The following is a 20,248-nucleotide window of genomic DNA, read 5'->3' on the forward strand; positions in this document are numbered from 1 at the left end:
CGTCCACGCGGGACGGGTGCCCACCATGCGGCGCGATACTGTCTCTCCCGCCATCGGCCTGTCGCATGGAGACGCCGGGTCACCGTCCGATCGGCAGCATCGGAGCCAATATTCACAGCGCATTCAAACATGAAGGGGGATTTTGAACGCCACGAAAAGGAGAGACTGACATGCGAAAACTGATGACGATCGCGGCCGCGATGCTCGCCTTCGCGCTCCCCGGAACAGCGCTTGCCCAGCACCATGGCGATCGCGGGGGATATAGCCGCGGACATGACGCGCCACGTGGTCATGACCGCGACTATCGTTCCTCACGCCACGGCGTGCCCAATTATGGCTATGATCGTGGCTATCGTGGCTACGATCCCTACTACCGCGGCCATGATCGCCGCTATGAACGGCGGGACCGCTACGAGCGGCGCTATCAGAAGCGCCGGATGCACCACCATCACCGCGGGCGTCACTGGCGCGGCTAGCCGCGACCGCGCGGGCCGGGCGAGAAACTACCGCTTCGCCCCATAGATTGAAATCGAGCCGGTCGGCGTCGGGATGACTCTCATCTCTTCGACCGCCTCGAAACCCGCGGCTTTAAGGATCACCGGGACGCAGCCCTTAGCGTTGGGTTCGGTATATTCGAACCCGTCGAGCAGCTGGATCTGTCGAAAAAGCATGCGCATCAGCAGCGAGCGCTGCTCGCCATAGTCGGCTATGAAAAGGGTCCCGCCCGGCCTCAGGAGCCTGAACATCTGCGCGGCAATCGCTTCCTTAACGGCCATCGGGCACTGGTGAAGGACCAGGCTCGATACGATCTTGTCGCATTGCCGGAGTGCGTCGATGCCGTCCAGCTCGTCGCCCATAGCCTCGAACCATCGAATCTCGGCATCGGCAACCTCAGCCTTGGCGCGCGCGATTTCCAGCACGGCGGGGTCGGGATCGACCGCCAGAACGATGCTCTCCGGCGCCGCCTGCTTGAGGGCGATCGCAAAGGTTCCCGTGCCGCACCCGATATCGACGATCCGCTCGCCCGGCCGCGGTTCGGCGAAGCGCAGCAAGTCGCTTCGCCATCTTTTCTCTCTGGTCATGAGGGCTATGGCGGCATCGTAGCGGTCGAGCGATCCGCTCTTGCCGAGTGCCGGGACGAAGTCTCTGTGTGCGTCTGACATGATGCGCCTCTACCAGGCGCGATCACGCACCGGCTTGAACGGAGAGGCTATGATTCGATGAAAAGGTCGCTTGCCCGGATACCGAACATCGCCTTGATCGTGCGGGCGAAATGCGCGCTGTCGCTGAACCCTGCCATGTGTGCGGCCTCGGTCGCGCTGCGGCGCATTCCCAATTCGTCGAAGGCGATAATCAACCTTCGCCAGAGCACAAAGCGCTGGAAGGGCATGCCGATCTCGGCGGCAAAGAGATGCCGGAAGCGGCCGAGCGAAAGGCGGCTCTCCTCCGCCACAGCCGCGAGACGGACAGAGCCCATGGGGATCAGGCGGTCAATCGAGGCGGCGGCGCGGGTGATGCGCGGATCGAGCGGGGGTCGGGCGCCTCGCGTGAGCCAGTTTTTCCAGAAGGACCGCTGTCCCGGCAGCGCGACATGAATCGGATCGGAGCAGATCAGCCGGTCTTTCAGATCTACCGGCGGACCGAAGACCACTGTCGGCTCGACGAACCATAATTCAGCCGTGGGCGCGGGGAGCAGCCGGTGCACGGTATCGGGTTCGATGAGCAAGCAACGCCCCGACAGGCGCGCGCCATCAGCATCGACCACGGTAAGCGGCTCGGCACAAAACACTGCCTGCGCCGCAAAATGGCGGTGCGCGGCGGCATCGCCAACCGAACCCGACCAGAGAGCATGATAGTCGCCGAGGCTAAGTCGGCCGTTCCAGTTGGACGTTTCGGGCATCGGGTCGCAATAGCAGGCCTAACTCGTGTGCGTAACGGGCGCCGGGTAAGCACTCTGGCTCGGAGGCTCTTTTCGGAAGCCGTCTTACGGCCAAGGAGGAGTGCGCCGACCCCGTGATGATTCCCCTCATCGACCGGGCGCTGTCTCGATGCGGCGATGTTGCCGACTGTTGTAACGATAGCCGATCCAGAGGATTGCAAGCGCGAGAAGCTGGAGCAACAACGGTTCGAGCGAAGGAAATATCCCCATCGCCGGGAAGCGGGGAAAATGAGCTAGCGGGGTGATGCCGAGGAGGCCGGCTTCCTGTAGCGCGCCCGCGCCCTTGCCGGCCAGGACAACCGCGAGGATAGCGATGAGCGAAGAGCTGTAAGCGAAAAATCTTCCGATCGGCAGGACCCGGCTGTAACGAAGCATGACCCATGCGATTGCTGCCAGGATCACCACTGCGGTTCCGGCTCCGGCGGCGATCGCGCTGCGGCTTCCTTGCGCGGCGAGAGCTGCGAAAAACAGGATGGTCTCAAAGACTTCCCGATAGACCACGAGGAAAGCGAGCCCGAACAGGAACCAGGCCGAGCGACGTGAAAGCGCTTTGCCCATCGCTTCGCGAATATAGCGCTGCCAGCTCTCCGCATGTGACTTTCCGTGCATCCAGATGCCGACCCAGACGAGAACGACTGCGGCGAAAAGCGAGCCAAATCCCTCTGTCAACTCGCGGTTCGCTCCGCTGATCGAGATTGCATAGGTCGCGACTGCCCAGGTTGCGCCGCCGGCTGCCAGGGCTGCGATCCAGCCGCCATGGACATAGGGTAGGACCTCAGGCCGTTCGGCCTTTCGTAAGAAAGCGATCATCGCCACGATGATCAGAAGCGCTTCGAGACCCTCGCGCAGCAAGATGGTAAGCGCCCCGACAAAGGTCGATGCGTCGCTGGCTGCATCGGGAGACAGTGCAGCTTCGGCATCGGCGAAAAGGGTTTCGACTGCGGCGGCTTTACCCGCGACCGCATCGACCGGCACACCTCGCGCGATGGACACGCGATAATCGGACATCGCGGATTCGATTTGCGCCATAAGGGCGGAATCGCGCGTCGTCAGGATCGGCTCAATCGGTTCGAAACCGTCGAGATAGGCGGACAGCGCGAGACGCTCTGCCTCGCTCCGATTTCCCTTGCGGTACGCGGCAAGGCTTTGCGCCAATTTGTCACGGGCAACCGCAAGCGTCGCGGGCGAAGCGGTTGTCAATGCTTGGGGATCTGAGCGCAAATAGGCGGTAAGCGCGTCGGCCTGCTCCGATCCCAGCCCACGACCAAGCACTTCCGGGCTGAGACTCGTGAAGGCTTGCAGGTCGGGGACCAGTTCGCGCGCCGCAGGGGTCTGGTTCCAGACACGCCGGCCGGCTGCGACGTCGCGAAAGGCAAATCCACCGGCATAGGCTGCTACCGCCCAGCGGTCGTCGGAGGGCAAATGGGCAAAACTGGGCATGGACGTGCCTTCGAGCCCCTGTCCTATCACCTGATAGAGCGCGAACAGACTGCGCTTGCGAGCGCGTCCGGCGTCGGTGAAATCGATAGGTGCCGGGTCGAGCCCCTTGGCCTGAGGTCCATTGCCATCGCCGCGCGCGCCGTGACAGCTGGCGCAATTTTCCAGATAGACTTGGGCTCCGCGCCGGGGATCTGGAGCGTTGCGCGGCGCGAGGGGCACAGGGTAGGCGGCGAGGAGGTCCGCCGCGAGTCCGCGCGCCTGGCCAGCCACCTTGCCGGGGTCCGCCTTCGATGCGATCGCCGTCTGGAGTTGTCCCGCTTCACTGACAAGGCGAGCCCGCGCCGGGGATACCGGAAGCGCTTCGATCCCCTTGCGAACGGTGGCGGAAAACTCGGTCATCTCGGCATATTCGACCGTGCTCGTCACCGCGCCATTCGAGACCGCTCCACCATAGTCGACCGCAACATAGTCCAGCAGGCGCCAGATGGTCTGGACTTCGCCGGCATCAGTGCGGGCCTGTGCCGTCGGCACGACGAGGCCGCAGATTGCAGCGAGCGCGATCAGCAGAGAGAGAAAGCGGCGGGCGGGGGGCATTGGCCCTATTGTCCGGGCACAGTCGACAGTTCGCGCAATTCGGTCCGCGCGCTGCGTAGAATCTCATAGGCCGAATGCAGGAAAAGCGTGGCAATGATGGCGGCGACTGCAAGGTCGGGCCAGGCTTGCCCGGTCCATGCGACGAGGCCGGCGGCGATGATCACCGCCACATTGGCGATCGCGTCGTTGCGGCTGAACAGCCACACCGCCCGGACATTGGCGTCGCCTTCGCGGAACCGCGAGAGGACCGCGGCCGAGGTGAGGTTGACGAGGAGGGCGGCGGCGCCGATGCCGCCCATCAGCTCGGCTTCGGGCGGAACCGCGGTCAGGGCACGCCACAGCGCGACGCCGATGACCCCTATGCCAAGCGACAGCAGGAACAGGCCTTGGGTTAAGGCGATACGCGTGCGGGCGAGCGCAGTCCAGCCTATCGCGACGAGGCCGGCCAACGTGATCGTGCCGTCGCCGATAAAGTCGAGCGAGTCGGCTTTCAGCGCCTGGCTGTTGGCGATGAACCCGCCGACGATCTCGATCGCGCCGAAGCCGAGATTGAGAATTACGACGATCCACAAGGCCCTTCGATAGGCGGGATCGCGTTCGGCCCTGACGGTGTCGCCCGTGCAGCCGCAATTGCTGTCGTTGCTCATTCCCCTGTTCTACATTCTACAGTAACTGTAGAAGCAAGCTGAAATCGAAACGAGACTGAGAGGAAGGGAGATGGCGCGCGACACGCGGCTGCCGATCGGCGGCCTGGCGAAACGCACCGGCACCAAGGTAAACACGATCCGCTTCTATGAGGATATCGGATTGCTGCCTTGCGCAGCGCGCACAGCCTCTGGCCGGCGCACCTACGGGGATGAGGATGTCGGGCGCCTCGCATTCATCCGCAATGCCCGCGGCCTCGGCTTTTCGATCGATGAAATCCGGTCGTTGACGGCGCTGGCCTTGGGGCCGGGGCAGGACTGCGCCGAAATCCGCGCAGTTGCGGCGCGTCACCTGCTCGATGTCGATGAAAAGCTGGAACGGATGGCGCGGCTCCGTGCTGAACTTGCCCGTATCGTCCAGCTCTGCGATGGCGGGCCGGTGTCGGATTGCCGGGTCATCGAGGCCATCGCCGCCGGAAATGCCTAGCCGCCGCGCTATCGGGACTGTCGGCGGCTTGCGGCTCAGCCGCAGCAACTGCCCTTGCCGCCGTCAACCTGTATTGGCGGGCAGGGTACCGTGCCATAGGAACAGAAGACACAGCAGTCTCCTGGCAGCGGCTTGAGCAGCGCGCCGCATCCCTTGCAGTCGTAGAAATACTGACACGCATCGGTGGGCATGATTTCGTCGGCGATTTGACCGCAGAGCGGACACGTCAGCGTCGATTGCAGGACCGGCGAGGGATCAAGCATAGCGATAGCCGAGCCAGAGGAGGACGGCGGCGAGGAGCAGTCCGATCAGGGTCACAAAGCGCAGCGACGCGGGCACGCACAGGCCATCGGCGCCGCAGCGCGCCGCGCGCATCTGCTGGCGCGCCAGCAGGACGCCACCGGCGACGAGCGAAATTGCGCCGAATGCGACGAACCAGAGCCGGTAGGGCGCGGCCGGGACCGCTATGCCGACGAGCCAGGCGGACCCGAGCCCCGCCGAGGCCAGCAGCATGGGGAGGGCGCAGCAGGTGGCTGCGAGAAAGCCCGATGCGATCCCGCCAAGCGCCAGCGAAATGGCCCCAAATCCTTTTGGACGCCTTGCATCTCCAGCCAAATTCAAACTCCTTGTTTCGCGGTAGCGGCAAGTCTACCATCTGTAGTGACTACAGATGCAAGCGGAATCGCAATGGCCCCCTCAAGCACCATCCCCATCGGCGAGCTTTCTCGGCTTACCGGCTGCAATATCGAGACGATCCGCTATTATGAGCGCATCGGCATTCTGCCCGCGCCGGTCCGGTACGGGCGATTTCGCCGTTATGATTCAGCTGGTGTGCGGCGCCTTGCATTTGTGCGCCGCGCGCGCGAACTGGGGTTTCCCCTCGATACGGTCCGGACTTTGCTCCTTCTTGCCGAAGGCGGCGGCCATAGCTGCGATCAGGCGCGCCATATGGCCGAGAGCCAGCTTGCCGACGTCCTCGCCAAGCGCGCCGACCTCGACCGGATGGCCGCTGTCTTGGGCGATCTTGTCGAGGCGTGCGGCGCCGGCGATGCCGGGGGCTGCCCGCTTCTGGAGGCGCTGTCCGACTAGGTTCGAGTACAGCCGTCTTCCGCCAGCGCCCCAAAGCAGCCATTGCGCGCGGCAACTAGGGCCACCGCGCGCAATGGCGGCGCGTTACGGCGCCTTGTCGAGCTTGGTGATCGTCCCGGCCTTGCCGTCCCAATTGAGCTCGAACGCGACCTTGTCGCCGACCTTGATGTCCTTCAGCAGCTCGGGTTTCGCCGCAAAACCCATCGTCATCGGCGGCCATTCGAGTTCGGCGATCGCGCCATGATCGAGCGTGACCTGGCCTTTTGCCGTATCGATCGCGGTCACGGTCGCCGTGCCCTTGCCATGCTTCGTTTCGGCCGGGGCCGCCATGGTCCCTGTGTCATCGGCCATCGCGGCCTTTTCTTCCGTCTTCGGTGCTTCGCCTTGCTTGCCGCAGGCGACAAGTCCAGCGCCGAGCGCAAGGCTGAGCGTAATCGCAGTGAGTTTATTCATGTCGTTTCTCCTTCGGGTTGGACGGGATGAGCCGCACGCCTTCGCATCAGCAGATAGGCGGCGGGAATGATAAGCATCGACAGCAGCGGCGCGGTGAGCATGCCGCCGATCATCGGCGCGGCGATGCGGCTCATCACTTCGGAGCCGGTGCCGGTCCCGACGAGGATCGGGAACAGGCCCGCGAGGATAACCGCAACGGTCATCGCCTTCGGGCGGACGCGGAGCAGCGCGCCTTCGCGAACCGCGGCCAATATGTGGCCGTCGCTGCGATCGGCGAGCGCATGCTTGAGATAGATGAGCATGACGACCCCGAACTCGGCGGCAACGCCCGCAAGCGCGATGAACCCGACCGCGCTCGCGACCGACTGGTTATAGCCAAGCAGATAGAGGAGCCAGAGCCCGCCGGTGAGCGCAAAGGGCAGGGTCGCCATGATGAGCAGCGCCTCGTCCCAGCGGCGGAAGGTCAGGTAGAGCAGCAGGAAGATGATCGCGAGCGTGACCGGCACGACGACCTTCATCCGCTCGGTCGCACGAACGAGGAACTCGAACTGCCCGGTGTAGGAAACGCTGACGCCGGGCGGCAGATCGACATCGCGCGCGATCGCCCGCTGGATGTCCTGCACGAGGCCCTGCAAATCGCGGCCGCGGCTGTCGACGTAGATCCAGGTCACCGGGCGGCCATTCTCGCTGCGCAGCATCGGCGGCCCGTCGCTGACCTTGACTCTGGCCACCGTGCCGAGCGTGATCTGCTGGCGCGACGGCGTCAGGACCGGAAGGCTCGCGAGCTCGCCGATACTGTCGCGCAGCTCGCGCGGGTAGCGGACGCTGATCGGATAGCGGGCGAGCCCCTCGACCGTCTGGCCGATCGTCTCGCCGCCGATCGCGCCCGAGACGATCGCTTGCACGTCGGCGACATTGAGGCCGTAGCGTGCTGCGGCGGCGCGATCGATGTCGACATCGATATAGCGCCCACCAGTCAGCCGCTCGGCCAGCGCCGACGCTACGCCGGGTACGGTCTTGACGACCGCTTCGATGCGCTTGGCGGTGCGATCGATCCCGGCAAGATCCGAGCCCGCGACCTTGATGCCGACCGGGCTCTTGATCCCGGTCGCAAGCATGTCGATGCGATTGCGGATCGGGGGAATCCAGAAATTGGCGAGCCCCGGAACCCGGACCCGCGCGTCGAGCTCCTCGATCAATTTCTCCTCGGTCATGCCGGGGCGCCAACGGTCCTTCGGCTTGAAGCGGATCGTCGTCTCGAACATCTCGAGCGGCGCGGGGTCGGTCGCGCTGTCGGCCCGCCCCGCCTTGCCGAACACGCTCTCGACCTCGGGCACGGTCTTGATCAGTCGGTCCGTCTGCTGGAGCAGGCTCGATGCCCTTGCGGCCGAGATGCCGGGTAGCGCCGAGGGCATGTAAAGGAGGTCGCCTTCGTGCATCTGCGGCATGAACTCGCCGCCGATCTGGGTCATCGGCCACAGGCTGGTGGCGAAGACGAGGCCGGCGATCACGAGCGCTTTTTTCGGCCGTTCGAGCACCCAGTCGAGTGCCGGGCGATAGATGCGGGTCAGCCAGCGGTTGACCGGATTACTCTGTTCGGCGGGTATCTTACCGCGGATCAGCCAGCCCATCAGCACCGGGATGAGCGTGATCGAGAGGATCGCGGCGGCCGCCATCGCATAGGTTTTGGTGAAGGCGAGCGGCGAGAAGAGCCGTCCCTCCTGGCCTTCGAGCGTGAAGATGGGGAGGAAGGAGAAGGTGATGATGAGGAGGCTGAGGAAGAGGGCGGGCCCAACCTCGGCGGCGGCGTCGGTGATGACGCGCCAGCGTTCGGCGCCTTTCAGTTCCTCGCCCGGATGATCGCGCTCCCAATGTTCGAGATGCTTATGGGCATTTTCGATCATCACCACCGCAGCGTCGACCATCGCACCGACCGCGATGGCGATGCCGCCGAGCGACAATATATTGGCGTTGAGTCCCTGCAGCCGCATCACGATGAAGGCGATGAGGATGCCGAGCGGCAGCGTCAGGATCGCGACCAGTGCCGAGCGCGCGTGCCAGAGGAAGAGCGCGCAGACGAGCCCGACGATGATGAACTCTTCGACGAGCTTCGAGGTAAGATTGTCGACCGCGCGGTCGATCAACCCCGAGCGGTCATAAGTGGTGATGATCTCGACCCCGGGCGGCAGGCTGCGCTTGAGCTCGGCGAGCTTGGTGCGCACGCCGTCGATGACTTCGCGGGCATTCTTGCCCTCGCGCATGACGATCACGCCGCCCGCGACTTCGCCCTCGCCGTTGAGTTCGGCGATGCCCCGCCTTGTGTCGGGACCGATCTGCACCGTCGCGACATCGCCGACCGTTACCGGGAGTCCGCCCGCGGCGGTGCGGATCGGGACGGCGCGGAAGTCGTCGAGCGACTCCAGATAGCCGCTCGCGCGGACGATATATTCAGCCTCAGCGAGTTCTAGGGAGCCGCCGCCGCTTTCCTGGTTGGCGCGCTTGAGGGCGTCGGCGACGTCGGTTGCAGTCACCCCGAACGCGGCGAGCTTCTGCGGATCGACGATGATCTGATACTGGCGCACCATGCCGCCGATGCTCGCGACCTCGGCGACGCCGGGAACCGATTTAAGCTCGAAGCGGAGGAACCAGTCCTGAAGACTGCGGAGTTCGGCAAGATCGTGGCGGCCGCTTTTGTCGACGAGCGCATATTCATAGATCCAGCCAACCCCGGTCGCGTCGGGACCGATGCTCGCGCGCGCGCCCTCGGGGAGACGGCTTTGCACCTGGCTCAGATATTCGAGCACGCGGCTGCGCGCCCAATAGGGATCGGTGCCGTCGTCGAACAGGACATAGACGAAGCTGTCGCCGACGAAGCTGTAGCCGCGCACCACGCGCGCGCCCGGCACCGAGAGCATCGTCGTCGTGATCGGATAGGTGACCTGGTCCTCGACGATCCGCGGTGCCTGTCCCGCATAGCTGGTGCGGACGATGACCTGGACGTCCGACAGGTCGGGCAGGGCGTCGACCGGAGTCGTGCGCACCGCGGCGATCCCGAGCAAGGTCAGGATCAGCGCCGAAGCGACGACAAGCCCGCGCGCCGCGACCGAGGCGCGAATAATGCGTGCGATCATTGCGCTGGCTCCAGCGGACGAACCGTGAGACCGGTCAGGCTCGCCTCGGAATCGAGCAGGAACTGGCCCGACGCGACGACCTTCTCGCCGGGGGCGAGCCCTCGCAATATCTCGGTCTTGCCGCCGCCTTCGCGTCCGGCGACCACTTCGGCGGGATGGTAGCGTCCGTCGCCCTTCTCGAGCATCACGATGCTGCGCGTGCCGGTGCGGATCACCGCTTCGCTTGGCACCAGCAGCGTTGGCTTGGCGTCCCCGCCGAGCGCGACGACGGCGAACATGCCGGGGCGTAGGCGACCGCCGCGGTTGGCGAGCTCGATGCGCACTGTCAGCGTCCGGCTGTCCGCCGCTGCGGTCGGCAGGATCGCGACGACCCGCCCGGTAAAAGCCTCGCCGGGAAAGGCGGTGAGGTTCGCGGTGGCAGGTTGGCCGATCTTCACCAGTCCGGCCTGCGCTTCGGGGAGCGCGGCATTGAGCCACACCGTTCCAAGTCCCGAGATTTCGGCAAGTGTCTGCCCCGAGGCGAGAGTCACGCCTGCACGGGCATTGAGCGTCTGGACCACGCCGCCGATCGGCGCGCGCACCGTCAGTCTGCCGCCGGTCCGTCCGCTCCGGTCGACCTCGGCGATCACGCCTTCGGGCATGCCCATCAGCCGCAGCCGCTGCCGCGCGGCCGCCGTGAGTTCAGGTTTGCCGAGCTTCTTGACGCTCAGATATTCGGTCTGGGCGCTGCCCCATTCAGGCAATTGCAATTCGGCGATCGGCGCACCGGCGCCGATGACATCGCCAGGCGCGAGGCGATAGACGCGTTCGACGAAGCCGCCCGAGCGCGCCTGGACGATCGCGACATCGCGCTGGTTGAAATCGATACTGCCGTTGACGTCGAAGGTTGCGGCAAGGCTCCCCATTTCGGCCGCGACCACTCTTATGCCGAGGCTCTGACGCGCCGACGGGTCAATCGACACGCCGGGCGCCGCGCCGCCACCCTCGTCGGCATATTTGGGCTCGAGCTGCATGTCCATGAAGGGCGACTTGCCGGGCTTGTCGAACTTCTGGTTCGGGAACATCGGATCATAATAGTAGAGGATCTTGCGCCCGCCGCTTGCCGTCTCGGTTGGTGCATCGCTCTTGCCGCTCTGTCCCAACCAATAACCGCCGCCGCCCGCGATCAGCACCGTGGCCAGGATTGCGACGCGCCAGCGCGCCGCTGATGTTGCATCGGTCATCGACCTGCCTCCCCATAAATATAATTGATCCGGATCGCGTCGCGCGCGACCTCGGCTTCGCGCGCCAGCGCATCGACTTCGGCCTCGGCAAGCGCGAGAGTCGACAGGAGCGCGGTCCCGAGGTCGAGCTTTCCGGCGGCGTAGCTTGCAAGATCGAGCTCGGCGCGCTTCTTCGCGAGCGGCACGAGCCGCGTACGTGCATTGGCGAGCTGCTCATGATGCATGCGGTGATCGGCGAGATCGGCGTCGAGCGCTGCCGCGATGTCGCGCTTGGCAGCCTCGCGGTCGAGCCGGGCGCGCATCGCCTCGCTGGCGCGCGCGGCGATCTTGGGGTCCTGCCGCTTTTTCGAGAAGAAGGGCAGGTCGACGGTGACCCCGACCGTGACGAGATCACCGTAATTGGGCTCGCGGCGCCCATAGGCCGCGTTGACGCTCCAGTCGGGTCGCTTGTCGGCGCGTGCGAGACCGGTCTCGGCGTCGGCGGCGAGGGCGCGGGCATCGAGTGCTCTGAGCTTTGGCAGGGCGTCGATGCCGGCGCGCAATCCTTGTTCGTCGATCGACTGCGGCGGCAAGTCGCCGAGCGTGTCGGCGGCGGGGTCGCCGGTGAAGCGGGCGAGCTGCGCGCGGGCGCGGGCGATCTCGGCGGCGAGCGCGCTGCGGCGATCGTTGATCGCGGCGCGAAGCTGATCGGGTTCGAGCGCCTGCGCCGGGCGCGCCGCACCGCTGGCAAGCCGCGCCGTCACGGTCGATTGAAGGTCCTCGAGGCCGCTATCGAGCAGGTCGAGTTCCTTCAGCTCCTTCTTGGCATAATAGAGATCGACCCAGGCGAGCGCGGTCGCGAGCCTGATGTCCTGCGCGGTGACCGCTTCGTCGGCGCGGGCGATTCCAATGTCGGCCTGCGCGCGGGTCGCGCGCGCGCGGCGTTTGGCGGGGTTCGGAAAATCCTGGCTGACGCCGATGACCTGCATCGTGAAATCGTCGCGATTGAACCGGCCCGCGTCGGGTCCGGTCACCGGGAAATCCTGGAGGACGATATTGAGTTTCGGGTCGGGCAGCCGGTCGGCGGCGATCGCCGCCGATTGGGCGGCGTCGACGCCCGCTTCGCGGCTTTGCAGTTCGGGTGCCTCCGATGCTGCTCGGCTGAGCGCCGAATCGAGCGTCATCGGCTCGGCGTGAAGAGCCGAGGGCAGCGCAAGCAAGGCTGCCGTAAAATATGGGCGCATGATGTCCCCCTGCTGTGGACTGGGCGAAAGCCTCCCCGGCGTCTGTACGCCGGGGAAGAAAGACCGTTACCCTTGCGGGGGCATCCTTTGGTCGCCGGACATATTCTTCATGCAGTCCGCCGGACTCACCTTCATCATGTCGCAGTCGCAATGCGCCATCTGTCCCGGCTTGTCCTTGACCCAGACGCGGACTCGCGAGGTGGTATTGGACTTGTTCGGCCCTGGCACCTGGCGGGTCTGCCATTCATGATGGCCGCCGGACGGTTCTTGGGCGAGGACGGGAGCGGCAAGCGTTGCTGCCGCGAGCGCGGCAACGGCAAAAAACGGTTTCATGTTGAATTCCTTGATTGAAAAGCGTGAAACCGCGCGCCGGGACGAGCCGGTGCGCGTCGGCAATTCAGGCAAGAAATAGGGGCGGGTCGGGTTCGGGGCCGAATGTTCTTCCGGCGAGGCGCCGGACAGGAAGCGGATCGAAAGAGCCGGCGACAAATGTCTTTTCGGCAAGGGGGGTAGCCGGAGAGACGACGGCGGGCGGTAGCGCGCAGCCCATCTTGGCGATGCAGTCGAGCGTGAGGCCCTTGCACGGAGCGCTCTTCTGGGATTTTTTAATCCCCATCATCTCCGCGCATTCGTCGCTCATCGCCGCCGCGAACGCCGTCTCGGCCGACGGGAGCGCGGGCGCCGAGGCGAATGCGGTCTCCTGCGCCAGAAGGCCGAGTAAGGCTCCGACAAGAAGTAGAAAGGTGAGCCAGCGTTTCACGGTCGAAGCATGATCCTTGTCAAACTTGGCGTCAATCTAAACCGGGGTGGAGATCCCGCTCACTTGTTCGCCGACTGTCCCGTCGTGGTTACGCCGGACCCGTTAAGAATGGCCCATTGTCATGGCGGCGGGCGCGACCAGCATCCACAGCGCCATGGCGATCATCATCAGATTTTCGGTCAGTGAGATGAAACCCAGCGGCACATTGCTGTCGCCGCCGACGCAGGCGCATTTGAGTTCGCGCTTGTCGATATACACCGCCTTGAACACCGACACGGCGCCGATGATCCCGATGAACAGCGCCACCGGAATCGATATCCAGTTCAGCGCGCCAGAAATCATCAGGATGCCGGCAAGACCCTCCGCAAAGGGATAGATGGTAGCATAGGGTACCCAGCGTTTGGCGAGCAAGTCATAGTTCAGGAACATGCTCGAGAAGCTCTCGATGTCGCGGAGCTTGAGGAAGGCAAGCAACGCCATGCTGAACCCGATAAACCATTCGGCGGCACGGATTGTGAAGGGCGTGCCCGACACCGCTTGGCTGGCGGCCAGCGCCATCAGCGCGGTGATAGAGAAGAGCGCGATGACGGGCTTATAGGTAAGCGCCTTAGGATCGCGGACTTTCAGACCGAGATGGCGCCTCAGATCGTCAAGACCGCCGATCCGCTCGCCTTCGATGAAGGTCTGCGGCGTCGTCGCGACGCCATGTTTCGCCTTGAATGCGTCGGTTTCCTCGCGGGTCGTCAGCCAGACATCCTCGACGTCATAGCCGCGGCTGCGCAACAGATGCAGCGCCTTCAGGCCATAGGGGCAGATATGCTGCTCCATCACCATGCGATAGATGGTCGCCCGCGGCTTGCCCGAAACCGCCGCACCAGTGTGCGCTGGCGCGCTTTCGTTCGCGCGCTGAACCTGCATATTCATCGATTCGCCTTTCTTGATTCCCGATCGCTTCCCGCTATATAGGCTCCGTACCATAGTACGGAGTCAAGGCCTTGCGTGACATGACCATCGGCCAGCTTGCCCGGCAGGGCGGCGTCAATGTCGAGACGATCCGCTATTACCAACGCCGCGGCCTGTTGCCCGTTCCGCCTCAGTCGGCCAGCGCCCCGTCGGAAGGCCGAGTCCGGCGTTACGACGAGGCGGTTCTGCGCCGTCTGCGCTTCATCAAATCGGCACAAGCAGCGGGATTTACGCTCACCGAGATCGCCGAACTGCTCGAACTCGACGCGTCGAGCGATCGCGCGCGAGCGCGCGAACTGGCCGATGCGCGCATCGCGGCGATCGAAAAGACGATCGCCGAACTCGATGCGGCGCGGCGCGCGCTCATGGGCCTGTCGCGCCAATGCGCTGCCGCCGACACGCTCCACTGCCCGATCATAGCGGCGTTCGAGCAGGTCTAGCCCGACTGGCCTTGGCGGCGGATGGTGCTGACGGCCGGTCTCACCTCCCAACTGGTGTCAATCGGTCGCAAATGGTTCCAGCATCCCGGCTACAAGCGATGGGATGGTAATTCCGGCTGCGACATCGAGCAGAAGGCTAGCGCGGATCGCAGCCGCAGGTCTCGCCGCTGCCGCGTCCGGAGTTGCGACGGCCGTCCGAAGTGCCTGGGTCAGGCGCCATCGAATCTCCGCGGCTAGGACCGGCATCAGAGCGAACAAATAGGCTTCCACGGGGAAGACCTGACCATAGGGTCAAGCGAGCGATTGCGTCACGTGCACGGCGCCGACCAAGGCTCCGACGAGGGGCAGAAGCGAAAAGCGCCGCTTCTGGATGAAGGTAGGAGCCTTTGGGCGTTCCGGATCAACTTCATCCTGGCGATCTGAACAAATCGGGGAGCCCAATTCCAATGGTTTTACGTCGCCCGAACCATTTTTGAGGGATGAGTCGTTCTGGTGCGTAATCAATGTCAGTAGGGGATGTTGGGTGCTTGAACTCGGAAGCCGTAAGCAGCGGTTTCCGGGCATGCATGTTTTTGTCCTCGACTTCCCCGAAACTCATTTGGGCTGCGCGAAAGGGCAGTTCTTCGAAACAGGGGAAGCATAATGAACAAATTATACTGTTATTCGTCGACGAAGCGCGCAATGCAGCGAAGCTCGATGGCGGCGATTGCGGTGGCGGTCGCGTTTCCCGCGCAGGCTCAGGAAGCCCAGTCGGACGGCCTCGCCGAGATCATCGTAACGGCGGAGAAGCGCGAGGAAAATCTGCAGTCCGTTCCCGTCTCGGTGACAGCGATGACCGGCGAGGCGCTTACGGCAACGGGCATATCAAACGTCGAAGACCTCCAATTTTTTGTGCCGGGCGTGTCGATCACCAACGATTCCATGGCGATCATCAATATTCGTGGAATTGGCACCTCGGCGTTCGGCGTTGCGACCGACCCCAGCACGACAGTCCATTATGACGGCGTCTACATCTCGCGCCCGACCACAAGCTATCAGGATTTGTTCGACGTCGAACGCATCGAGGTGCTGCGCGGACCGCAAGGCGTTCTCTTCGGTCGCAACTCCGCCGGCGGCACACTCAACATCATTTCCAAAATGCCTACGGAGGATTTGACTGGCGCGCTGGGGCTCACCGTCGGAAATTACGAGAAGCGCTCGCTGAGCGGCACGATTTCTGGACCGCTTGGAGCGGGCGTCCGAGGCCGCCTCACCTTGCTTGCCAACCAGCGCGACGGCATCTACCGCGACGTCGTCTCGGGACGGCGATACCAAAACGAAGATAATCTCGCTGGACGACTGACGCTTGCGATTGACGCGAGCGACCGTCTTGAGATCGTGTTGCGGGCGGATGCCAGCCGTGATCGCGAGACCGGCGCGCGGTCTGTTCGGCCCTTTTATCCGCAAGGCTTCGTCGATGCGGGGGCGACGATCCCGGCCAATGACAAAGAGGCCGCACTCGACCGCCTGCCGCGTTACGATGTCGATGCCTGGGGCGTGTCCTCGACCATGAACTGGGACGGCGGCCCGGTCACGCTCCGCTCGATTACGGCGCTGCGCAAGAGCAAGGTCGTCCAGGCGCTCGACGTTGACTCGACTGACCTCTTCCTCCGCGATATCGAATTTTACGAACGTTCCCGCAGTTTCACGCAAGAGTTCCAACTTCTCAACAACGATGCGGACAAGCTGCGCTGGATCGTCGGAGCATTCTATCTGAATGAAAAGGGCAACGACGAAATACGGATCATCGAACCGGGTCGTCGGCTCGCGATCCCGGAAAACAATACGACGAATGCATTCGCGCTCTTCGGACAAGCAAGCTACGAACTCATCGACCGCCTGCGATTGACCGGAGGGCTTCGATACTCATACGAAAAAAAGGATTTCGGATATCGTGTCCTGCTGAACGGAAATCAGGTCGATGCCGGTCAGCCCAAATCATCCTGGACCGCCTGGACTCCGAAAATTGGGATCGATTACGACCTTGCCGATGACGTCATGGCTTATGCGTCGGCAACCCGCGGGTTCAAATCGGGTGGATTCCAGCTGGGAGACGGGCGGCCTTTCCTCCCGGAGTATGTCTGGAGCTACGAAGTCGGCCTGAAGTCGACGCTCCTCGATCGCCGGCTTCGAGCTAATTTTTCCGCCTTCTATTATGATTACACCAATCTTCAGGTGGTCGAGTATAATAATGGCGTTGCCAGTACCACCAACGCCGGCAAGGCGACGATCAAGGGCGTTGAAGCGGAACTGATGGCACGGCCGTTCGATCGCCTGACGCTTACATCCACGATCGCTTATCTCGATGCGCGCTACGATGTCTATTTTGACGACGTCGGCGCAAGCCTCAAGGGCAAGCGGCTGCCGAACGCGCCGAAGTGGAACATCACTTTCGGCGGAGAATATAAGGCCTCCCTGGGCGGCGGAATGCTGACATTACGGACCGATATCTCCTGGCGCGACAGCGTCTTTTTCAAGCCCAGCAACAATCCGCTTTTTTCCGGAAACGCCACGACCCTTATAAATGGGCGTGTCACATGGCAGCCGGCGAGCGAAGCGTGGGAAATTGCGCTTTATGGCCGAAATCTCACCAACGAGCGCTATGTGAGCTATAGTACGATCGGGACGGACGCGACGGGTGTCTCGAACCCTACTCTTCCGCTCTACATCTACGGCGAGCCGCGCCAGTATGGACTGCAGCTGCGCTACTTTTTCTGAGGTTCCTCGTCCTGCGAGGTCCCCCGGCGACTCCCCTACGGTCGTCGGTCCCCCTGGGCGCTTGCGCCCGGGGGGAATACTTCCTCTGAACGCAGGACATGATATGTCCCTGTTCTCACCGGCGCCGTTACTTGAACGGCCCTGCTGATGGCACGATGAGCCGGGCAGTAAGATGGCACGAACAGATACGGGCTAGTCCCATCCTGAACGTCGGTAGCGCGCGCGATTTCGATGCCCGGCTTTCCCTGTGACGCCGCGAGGATGCAAAGACCAACTGCTTTCGGAGGCCTACGCGTCGTCGGCTGCCTCACGGCAATGGATGGGAGATCGCCTTGATCGCCTTCAGGCCCGTACCGAAGCGGGCAATGGCGACCCTGTTCTGTTCGAGCTCGGCGTAGGGCAGGTAGGAAATGTCGAGATCACCGATCCGGCTGAAAGCCGGGCGTCGGAGCTGAGCGCGGACATCGGCTTCTCGCGCATCGGGTGCAACCAGGAAAAGTGGCGTCGACAAATGAAGATTCTCGCTGCTCAGCGCGAGATCAAGCATGCGGACAATTCCGGAATAAATGGATGTCGAATGCTCCACTTCGAATGCCGCCGCGACCGTAGCCGTCGATTGCTCGAGCCATAAGATGTCGATCAGTCTTATGGCATCGCTTCCTTGAGCGGTTGCGATGGCATGCGGCAAGCTATCGAGGCATCGAGACCCGAGCGGCACACCCTCATGAAGGCGCCCCCGGTCATTTGCCGCTACCCAGACGTCATATCCAAGTGCAAGCCCGAGGTCCCGAAGCCAGGATTGGACTTCGCTATGCGTCCGGTCGGTCTCTTTCTGATTTGCAAGCCCCTTATCGAACTTGTCGGACTGTGAGCGCGTTTCATTCAGCAAGGCCATCCAATCGCGCGCATTTTCGCTCGAACCGCTGAGCGGTGGGGCTGGAAACCGTCCCGATCCGATATCGAACAGCAGCCCTCCTATCGCCCCCAAATCGTTGGAAAGAAGATCCCGGTAGCGATCGTTGAGATCCAGAATGCCCGCGCGCATCGCGAGAAAATGCTCCCAACTGCCAAGCTTCACATTCGCACCCGTTAGCGCGTTGTAGCCCTTTACGATTGCCGTATTGAACGGAGGCACAAGAGTGGGATGCAGAAAATAGAGAATGTTGGCCACCGCAGGACCCAACCCCTTGATCTTCTGTCTATCGATTGCGAGGATCCCGGCGACGACCTCCTCGGCGGTATCGCAACAGGAGCAATGGTGAAGAAGTCTGCCAAAAGCTCGTTGATTGTCGGCGTTCTCGTAGATGTCCGGGATTCGGAGTTTGGGCTTCCACAAGAAAGCATGATCCGCACCTTTGAAAATCTGTCGTTGCTCGGCGATTGAATGAACAATGATCTCCAATGACGAGCCCCGATATGCCGCTCCGAAGGTGCCGGCCTCAATTTCGGCGACGACCTGCGAGATGCCTCTTCTGATCGACCGAAAATTCTTCAGTCGCTCCTCCCACAGGAACCAGCTTTGATAGGTCGAGCCGGAATCGCCGCGCCAGCGCTCGATCAGTTCGCGAACAAGGTCGCGCTTCATGTTTATAGCCCCCGCTTGATCCATTCCGAATTGCTGTTTTCCACCTGCGGCTTGCCGGCCAAGACAGTTCGCTCGATTCGGCCCTTAGCGAAAGGCGAAACCTTCCGTCCCACCGGCAAGGTGGGCGGGAATGGAAGGTCGAAACGAGCCCGTTCACGCCCGGCGCTGCATAATTGTCGACGACCTCAGTGCCCTGCGTGTTCGCCCGCTCCGCTTGGTTTCTGACTCGCGCCTTCCGCCTCTGTCATGCCCTTCATCATCGCGTCATGGTCCATTGGCGCATTCTGCGTAATAGCCTGATATTGTGCCGGCGACAGGCCAGGGAGTTTTCGGACAAACGCGACCATATCCCAGATGAGACGATCATCATGCGTTTTCCCCCAGGCCGGCATGGCGGTCATCTTGATGCCATGCTTGATGATCCAGAATTGCTCCGCAGCCGAACGTTCCGAACCTTTGAACAAGACGGGCGCTTGCGGATACAGCCCTTGACTCATTTCGGTCTTTTCCATCCCGGGCGCGAGATGGCAGCCGCTGCACATCTCGGTATAGAGACCTGCGCCCGACGCGATCCGCGCCGGAGCCGCCAAATCTGCCGGCACCGCGATCGATCCGGATCGCGCTGCGATGGACTTCTCCCTGAATGTTTCGATGACGCTGTAAGTCAGCCGGTTATGGGGGGCATCGGCCGCTATATTATATAGGCCGAGATAGACGGTGATCGCACCCGCGCCCGCTATCAGGGCCACCGCCAGCAGCGTGAACGTCACGCTCGGCATATGCTTTCGGAAATCGAAAGTTCGAAATCGCTCCATTATCTATCTCCCGCATAACAGGCCTTGAGCTTTGCAGCCGAACGCAATGCGGCGGCTGTTCAACAGATGATACGCACCCCAACAGCTTTGCCCTTGTCACAGACGAGGCAGGCGTTTCCGTACTTGCCGCGACGAGCCATTTCAGGGTGCCCACACCCGCTCGGGCTCATGCGTCCTGCTAGGTGTGGGTTCGGAGAGATCGTGAGGACTAGCCCCTTTTTTGCCCGCTCAGCTGCCACCCGCCGGTCGCACCTTCGGCTTGCGTGAGGAGCTGTGGAGATTGAAGATCTGCCACTTTCCGTTGTCCTGTTTGAGGACACTCGTAGCGACGCCATCCCGTTCGATGGTCTCGCCGCTCGCGAGCACAATCGAGAAGCTGTAGGTCTCGGTTGCGATCGCGATATTTCCTTCGCCGCGAACCGAAATCTTGTAATTGCGGAAGGTGAAGGATTTGAATTCCTTGAGTTCGGGACCCAGGTGATGGTCGCGATAGTGGGCGAAATTCCCTTCAACGCCGCCGGATTCGAATATCTGGGCGTCTGGCGAAAAGAGGGCCTCGACGCCGGTCAGGTCCAGTTTCTCCATCGCCGATTTATACTGCGCGAGCGCTGCCGCCGCGCCCTGAAAATCCGCAGGCTCGGTCGCCTGAGCCGGGACGGCCACCAGCATGGCCAATGCGATTGCTGTAATCGTCAGTCGTCTCAT

General features: G+C 63.0%; 21 protein-coding genes. 5 read left to right on the plus strand and 16 right to left on the minus strand.

Annotated features, from left to right (window positions below; genetic code table 11):
- Window positions 1-170: 170 nt before the first annotated feature.
- Window positions 171-476 (plus strand): hypothetical protein, encoded by a 306-nt coding sequence (locus AC07U1_RS04305; protein ID WP_003046472.1) that lies wholly within the window; start codon window positions 171-173, stop codon window positions 474-476.
- Window positions 477-503: 27 nt separating this feature from the next.
- On the opposite strand, the gene AC07U1_RS04310 is transcribed toward AC07U1_RS04305, so the two are convergent.
- The 4 genes from AC07U1_RS04310 to AC07U1_RS04325 all read right to left on the minus strand — a co-directional run bounded on the left by AC07U1_RS04310 (window position 504) and on the right by AC07U1_RS04325 (window position 4,620).
- Window positions 504-1,163: a class I SAM-dependent methyltransferase gene (locus tag AC07U1_RS04310; RefSeq protein WP_037553277.1), complete on the minus strand. Its 660-nt coding sequence runs from the start codon at window positions 1,161-1,163 to the stop codon at window positions 504-506.
- Between the two features lie 47 nt (window positions 1,164-1,210).
- Window positions 1,211-1,900 carry a helix-turn-helix transcriptional regulator gene (locus AC07U1_RS04315; RefSeq protein ID WP_003046466.1) on the minus strand — a complete coding sequence of 230 codons (690 nt, stop codon included), beginning with the start codon at window positions 1,898-1,900 and terminating at the stop codon, window positions 1,211-1,213.
- 126 nt (window positions 1,901-2,026) lie between these two features.
- Window positions 2,027-3,973 carry a cytochrome c/FTR1 family iron permease gene (locus AC07U1_RS04320; protein ID WP_003046463.1) on the minus strand — a complete coding sequence of 649 codons (1,947 nt, stop codon included), beginning with the start codon at window positions 3,971-3,973 and terminating at the stop codon, window positions 2,027-2,029.
- A 5-nt stretch (window positions 3,974-3,978) separates the two neighbouring features.
- Window positions 3,979-4,620, minus strand: coding sequence for a cation efflux transmembrane domain-containing protein (locus AC07U1_RS04325; RefSeq protein WP_003046460.1), 642 nt, complete (start codon window positions 4,618-4,620; stop codon window positions 3,979-3,981).
- 70 nt (window positions 4,621-4,690) lie between these two features.
- Between AC07U1_RS04325 and AC07U1_RS04330 the strand changes: the two genes are divergently transcribed.
- Entirely contained in the window at window positions 4,691-5,104 is a 414-nt protein-coding gene (locus tag AC07U1_RS04330; protein ID WP_003046458.1) for a MerR family transcriptional regulator, read from the plus strand.
- Window positions 5,105-5,139: 35 nt separating this feature from the next.
- Here the strand turns inward: AC07U1_RS04330 and AC07U1_RS04335 are convergent, their stop codons facing one another.
- Together AC07U1_RS04335 and AC07U1_RS04340 are read right to left on the minus strand one after the other, a co-directional pair.
- Window positions 5,140-5,367 (minus strand): GDCCVxC domain-containing (seleno)protein, encoded by a 228-nt coding sequence (locus tag AC07U1_RS04335; protein ID WP_081611194.1) that lies wholly within the window; start codon window positions 5,365-5,367, stop codon window positions 5,140-5,142.
- Window positions 5,360-5,617 carry a hypothetical protein gene (locus AC07U1_RS04340; RefSeq protein ID WP_003046455.1) on the minus strand — a complete coding sequence of 86 codons (258 nt, stop codon included), beginning with the start codon at window positions 5,615-5,617 and terminating at the stop codon, window positions 5,360-5,362. Before AC07U1_RS04340 ends, AC07U1_RS04335 begins: the two co-directional genes overlap by 8 nt.
- Window positions 5,618-5,791: 174 nt before the next feature.
- Here AC07U1_RS04340 and AC07U1_RS04345 point away from each other — a divergent pair, with 174 nt between their 5' ends.
- Window positions 5,792-6,193, plus strand: coding sequence for a MerR family transcriptional regulator (locus AC07U1_RS04345; protein WP_003046453.1), 402 nt, complete (start codon window positions 5,792-5,794; stop codon window positions 6,191-6,193).
- A gap of 84 nt (window positions 6,194-6,277) precedes the next feature.
- Here the strand turns inward: AC07U1_RS04345 and AC07U1_RS04350 are convergent, their stop codons facing one another.
- The 7 genes from AC07U1_RS04350 to AC07U1_RS04380 all read right to left on the minus strand — a co-directional run bounded on the left by AC07U1_RS04350 (window position 6,278) and on the right by AC07U1_RS04380 (window position 13,907).
- On the minus strand, window positions 6,278-6,646 hold the full coding sequence (locus AC07U1_RS04350) for a copper-binding protein (RefSeq protein ID WP_003046451.1): 369 nt from the start codon (window positions 6,644-6,646) through the stop codon (window positions 6,278-6,280).
- The gene (locus AC07U1_RS04355; protein ID WP_037553279.1) at window positions 6,643-9,777 is read right to left on the minus strand and encodes an efflux RND transporter permease subunit; all 3,135 of its coding nucleotides are present in this window, start codon (window positions 9,775-9,777) and stop codon (window positions 6,643-6,645) included. Before AC07U1_RS04355 ends, AC07U1_RS04350 begins: the two co-directional genes overlap by 4 nt.
- A complete protein-coding gene (locus AC07U1_RS04360; protein WP_003046445.1) occupies window positions 9,774-11,000 on the minus strand; it encodes an efflux RND transporter periplasmic adaptor subunit in 1,227 nt (408 codons plus the stop codon). Before AC07U1_RS04360 ends, AC07U1_RS04355 begins: the two co-directional genes overlap by 4 nt.
- Window positions 10,997-12,223 carry a TolC family protein gene (locus AC07U1_RS04365; RefSeq protein WP_003046442.1) on the minus strand — a complete coding sequence of 409 codons (1,227 nt, stop codon included), beginning with the start codon at window positions 12,221-12,223 and terminating at the stop codon, window positions 10,997-10,999. The genes AC07U1_RS04360 and AC07U1_RS04365 overlap by 4 nt, the downstream gene beginning before the upstream one ends.
- A 66-nt stretch (window positions 12,224-12,289) precedes the next feature.
- Window positions 12,290-12,619, minus strand: coding sequence for a hypothetical protein (locus AC07U1_RS04370; RefSeq protein ID WP_231732868.1), 330 nt, complete (start codon window positions 12,617-12,619; stop codon window positions 12,290-12,292).
- Window position 12,620: 1 nt separating this feature from the next.
- Window positions 12,621-12,983: a hypothetical protein gene (locus tag AC07U1_RS04375; protein WP_003046437.1), complete on the minus strand. Its 363-nt coding sequence runs from the start codon at window positions 12,981-12,983 to the stop codon at window positions 12,621-12,623.
- Between the two features lie 102 nt (window positions 12,984-13,085).
- Window positions 13,086-13,907, minus strand: a complete 822-nt coding sequence (locus tag AC07U1_RS04380) for a MauE/DoxX family redox-associated membrane protein (protein WP_003046430.1) — start codon at window positions 13,905-13,907, stop codon at window positions 13,086-13,088.
- 80 nt (window positions 13,908-13,987) lie between these two features.
- On the opposite strand from AC07U1_RS04380, the gene AC07U1_RS04385 reads away from it, so the two are divergent.
- Both AC07U1_RS04385 and AC07U1_RS04390 read left to right on the plus strand, forming a co-directional pair.
- Window positions 13,988-14,386 carry a MerR family transcriptional regulator gene (locus AC07U1_RS04385; protein WP_003046425.1) on the plus strand — a complete coding sequence of 133 codons (399 nt, stop codon included), beginning with the start codon at window positions 13,988-13,990 and terminating at the stop codon, window positions 14,384-14,386.
- A gap of 642 nt (window positions 14,387-15,028) precedes the next feature.
- Window positions 15,029-17,143 (plus strand): TonB-dependent receptor, encoded by a 2,115-nt coding sequence (locus tag AC07U1_RS04390; protein WP_052181951.1) that lies wholly within the window; start codon window positions 15,029-15,031, stop codon window positions 17,141-17,143.
- A 307-nt stretch (window positions 17,144-17,450) separates the two neighbouring features.
- Here AC07U1_RS04390 and AC07U1_RS04395 read toward each other — a convergent pair whose 3' ends face one another.
- The 3 genes from AC07U1_RS04395 to AC07U1_RS04405 form a co-directional block, all read right to left on the minus strand.
- Window positions 17,451-18,728 (minus strand): type II restriction enzyme NmeDI-related protein, encoded by a 1,278-nt coding sequence (locus AC07U1_RS04395; RefSeq protein WP_037553287.1) that lies wholly within the window; start codon window positions 18,726-18,728, stop codon window positions 17,451-17,453.
- Window positions 18,729-18,913: 185 nt separating this feature from the next.
- Window positions 18,914-19,507, minus strand: a complete 594-nt coding sequence (locus AC07U1_RS04400; RefSeq protein ID WP_223181176.1) for a c-type cytochrome — start codon at window positions 19,505-19,507, stop codon at window positions 18,914-18,916.
- Window positions 19,508-19,771: 264 nt separating this feature from the next.
- Window positions 19,772-20,248 (minus strand): YybH family protein, encoded by a 477-nt coding sequence (locus AC07U1_RS04405; protein ID WP_037553291.1) that lies wholly within the window; start codon window positions 20,246-20,248, stop codon window positions 19,772-19,774.

It is taken from the genome of Sphingopyxis sp. GW821-FHT02C12 (assembly GCF_059421785.1).

Bases quoted from the DNA above. Each gene is read 5' to 3' on its own strand.
- AC07U1_RS04305 (WP_003046472.1), top strand. From the start codon at position 171: ATGCGAAAACTGATGACGATCGCGGCCGCGATGCTCGCCTTCGCGCTC.
- AC07U1_RS04310 (WP_037553277.1), bottom strand. From the start codon at position 1,163: ATGTCAGACGCACACAGAGACTTCGTCCCGGCACTCGGCAAGAGCGGA.
- AC07U1_RS04315 (WP_003046466.1), bottom strand. From the start codon at position 1,900: ATGCCCGAAACGTCCAACTGGAACGGCCGACTTAGCCTCGGCGACTAT.
- AC07U1_RS04320 (WP_003046463.1), bottom strand. From the start codon at position 3,973: ATGCCCCCCGCCCGCCGCTTTCTCTCTCTGCTGATCGCGCTCGCTGCA.
- AC07U1_RS04325 (WP_003046460.1), bottom strand. From the start codon at position 4,620: ATGAGCAACGACAGCAATTGCGGCTGCACGGGCGACACCGTCAGGGCC.
- AC07U1_RS04330 (WP_003046458.1), top strand. From the start codon at position 4,691: ATGGCGCGCGACACGCGGCTGCCGATCGGCGGCCTGGCGAAACGCACC.
- AC07U1_RS04335 (WP_081611194.1), bottom strand. From the start codon at position 5,367: ATGCTTGATCCCTCGCCGGTCCTGCAATCGACGCTGACGTGTCCGCTC.
- AC07U1_RS04340 (WP_003046455.1), bottom strand. From the start codon at position 5,617: ATGCTGCTGGCCTCGGCGGGGCTCGGGTCCGCCTGGCTCGTCGGCATA.
- AC07U1_RS04345 (WP_003046453.1), top strand. From the start codon at position 5,792: ATGGCCCCCTCAAGCACCATCCCCATCGGCGAGCTTTCTCGGCTTACC.
- AC07U1_RS04350 (WP_003046451.1), bottom strand. From the start codon at position 6,646: ATGAATAAACTCACTGCGATTACGCTCAGCCTTGCGCTCGGCGCTGGA.
- AC07U1_RS04355 (WP_037553279.1), bottom strand. From the start codon at position 9,777: ATGATCGCACGCATTATTCGCGCCTCGGTCGCGGCGCGCGGGCTTGTC.
- AC07U1_RS04360 (WP_003046445.1), bottom strand. From the start codon at position 11,000: ATGACCGATGCAACATCAGCGGCGCGCTGGCGCGTCGCAATCCTGGCC.
- AC07U1_RS04365 (WP_003046442.1), bottom strand. From the start codon at position 12,223: ATGCGCCCATATTTTACGGCAGCCTTGCTTGCGCTGCCCTCGGCTCTT.
- AC07U1_RS04380 (WP_003046430.1), bottom strand. From the start codon at position 13,907: ATGAATATGCAGGTTCAGCGCGCGAACGAAAGCGCGCCAGCGCACACT.
- AC07U1_RS04385 (WP_003046425.1), top strand. From the start codon at position 13,988: ATGACCATCGGCCAGCTTGCCCGGCAGGGCGGCGTCAATGTCGAGACG.
- AC07U1_RS04390 (WP_052181951.1), top strand. From the start codon at position 15,029: ATGAACAAATTATACTGTTATTCGTCGACGAAGCGCGCAATGCAGCGA.
- AC07U1_RS04395 (WP_037553287.1), bottom strand. From the start codon at position 18,728: ATGAAGCGCGACCTTGTTCGCGAACTGATCGAGCGCTGGCGCGGCGAT.
- AC07U1_RS04400 (WP_223181176.1), bottom strand. From the start codon at position 19,507: ATGCCGAGCGTGACGTTCACGCTGCTGGCGGTGGCCCTGATAGCGGGC.
- AC07U1_RS04405 (WP_037553291.1), bottom strand. From the start codon at position 20,248: ATGAGACGACTGACGATTACAGCAATCGCATTGGCCATGCTGGTGGCC.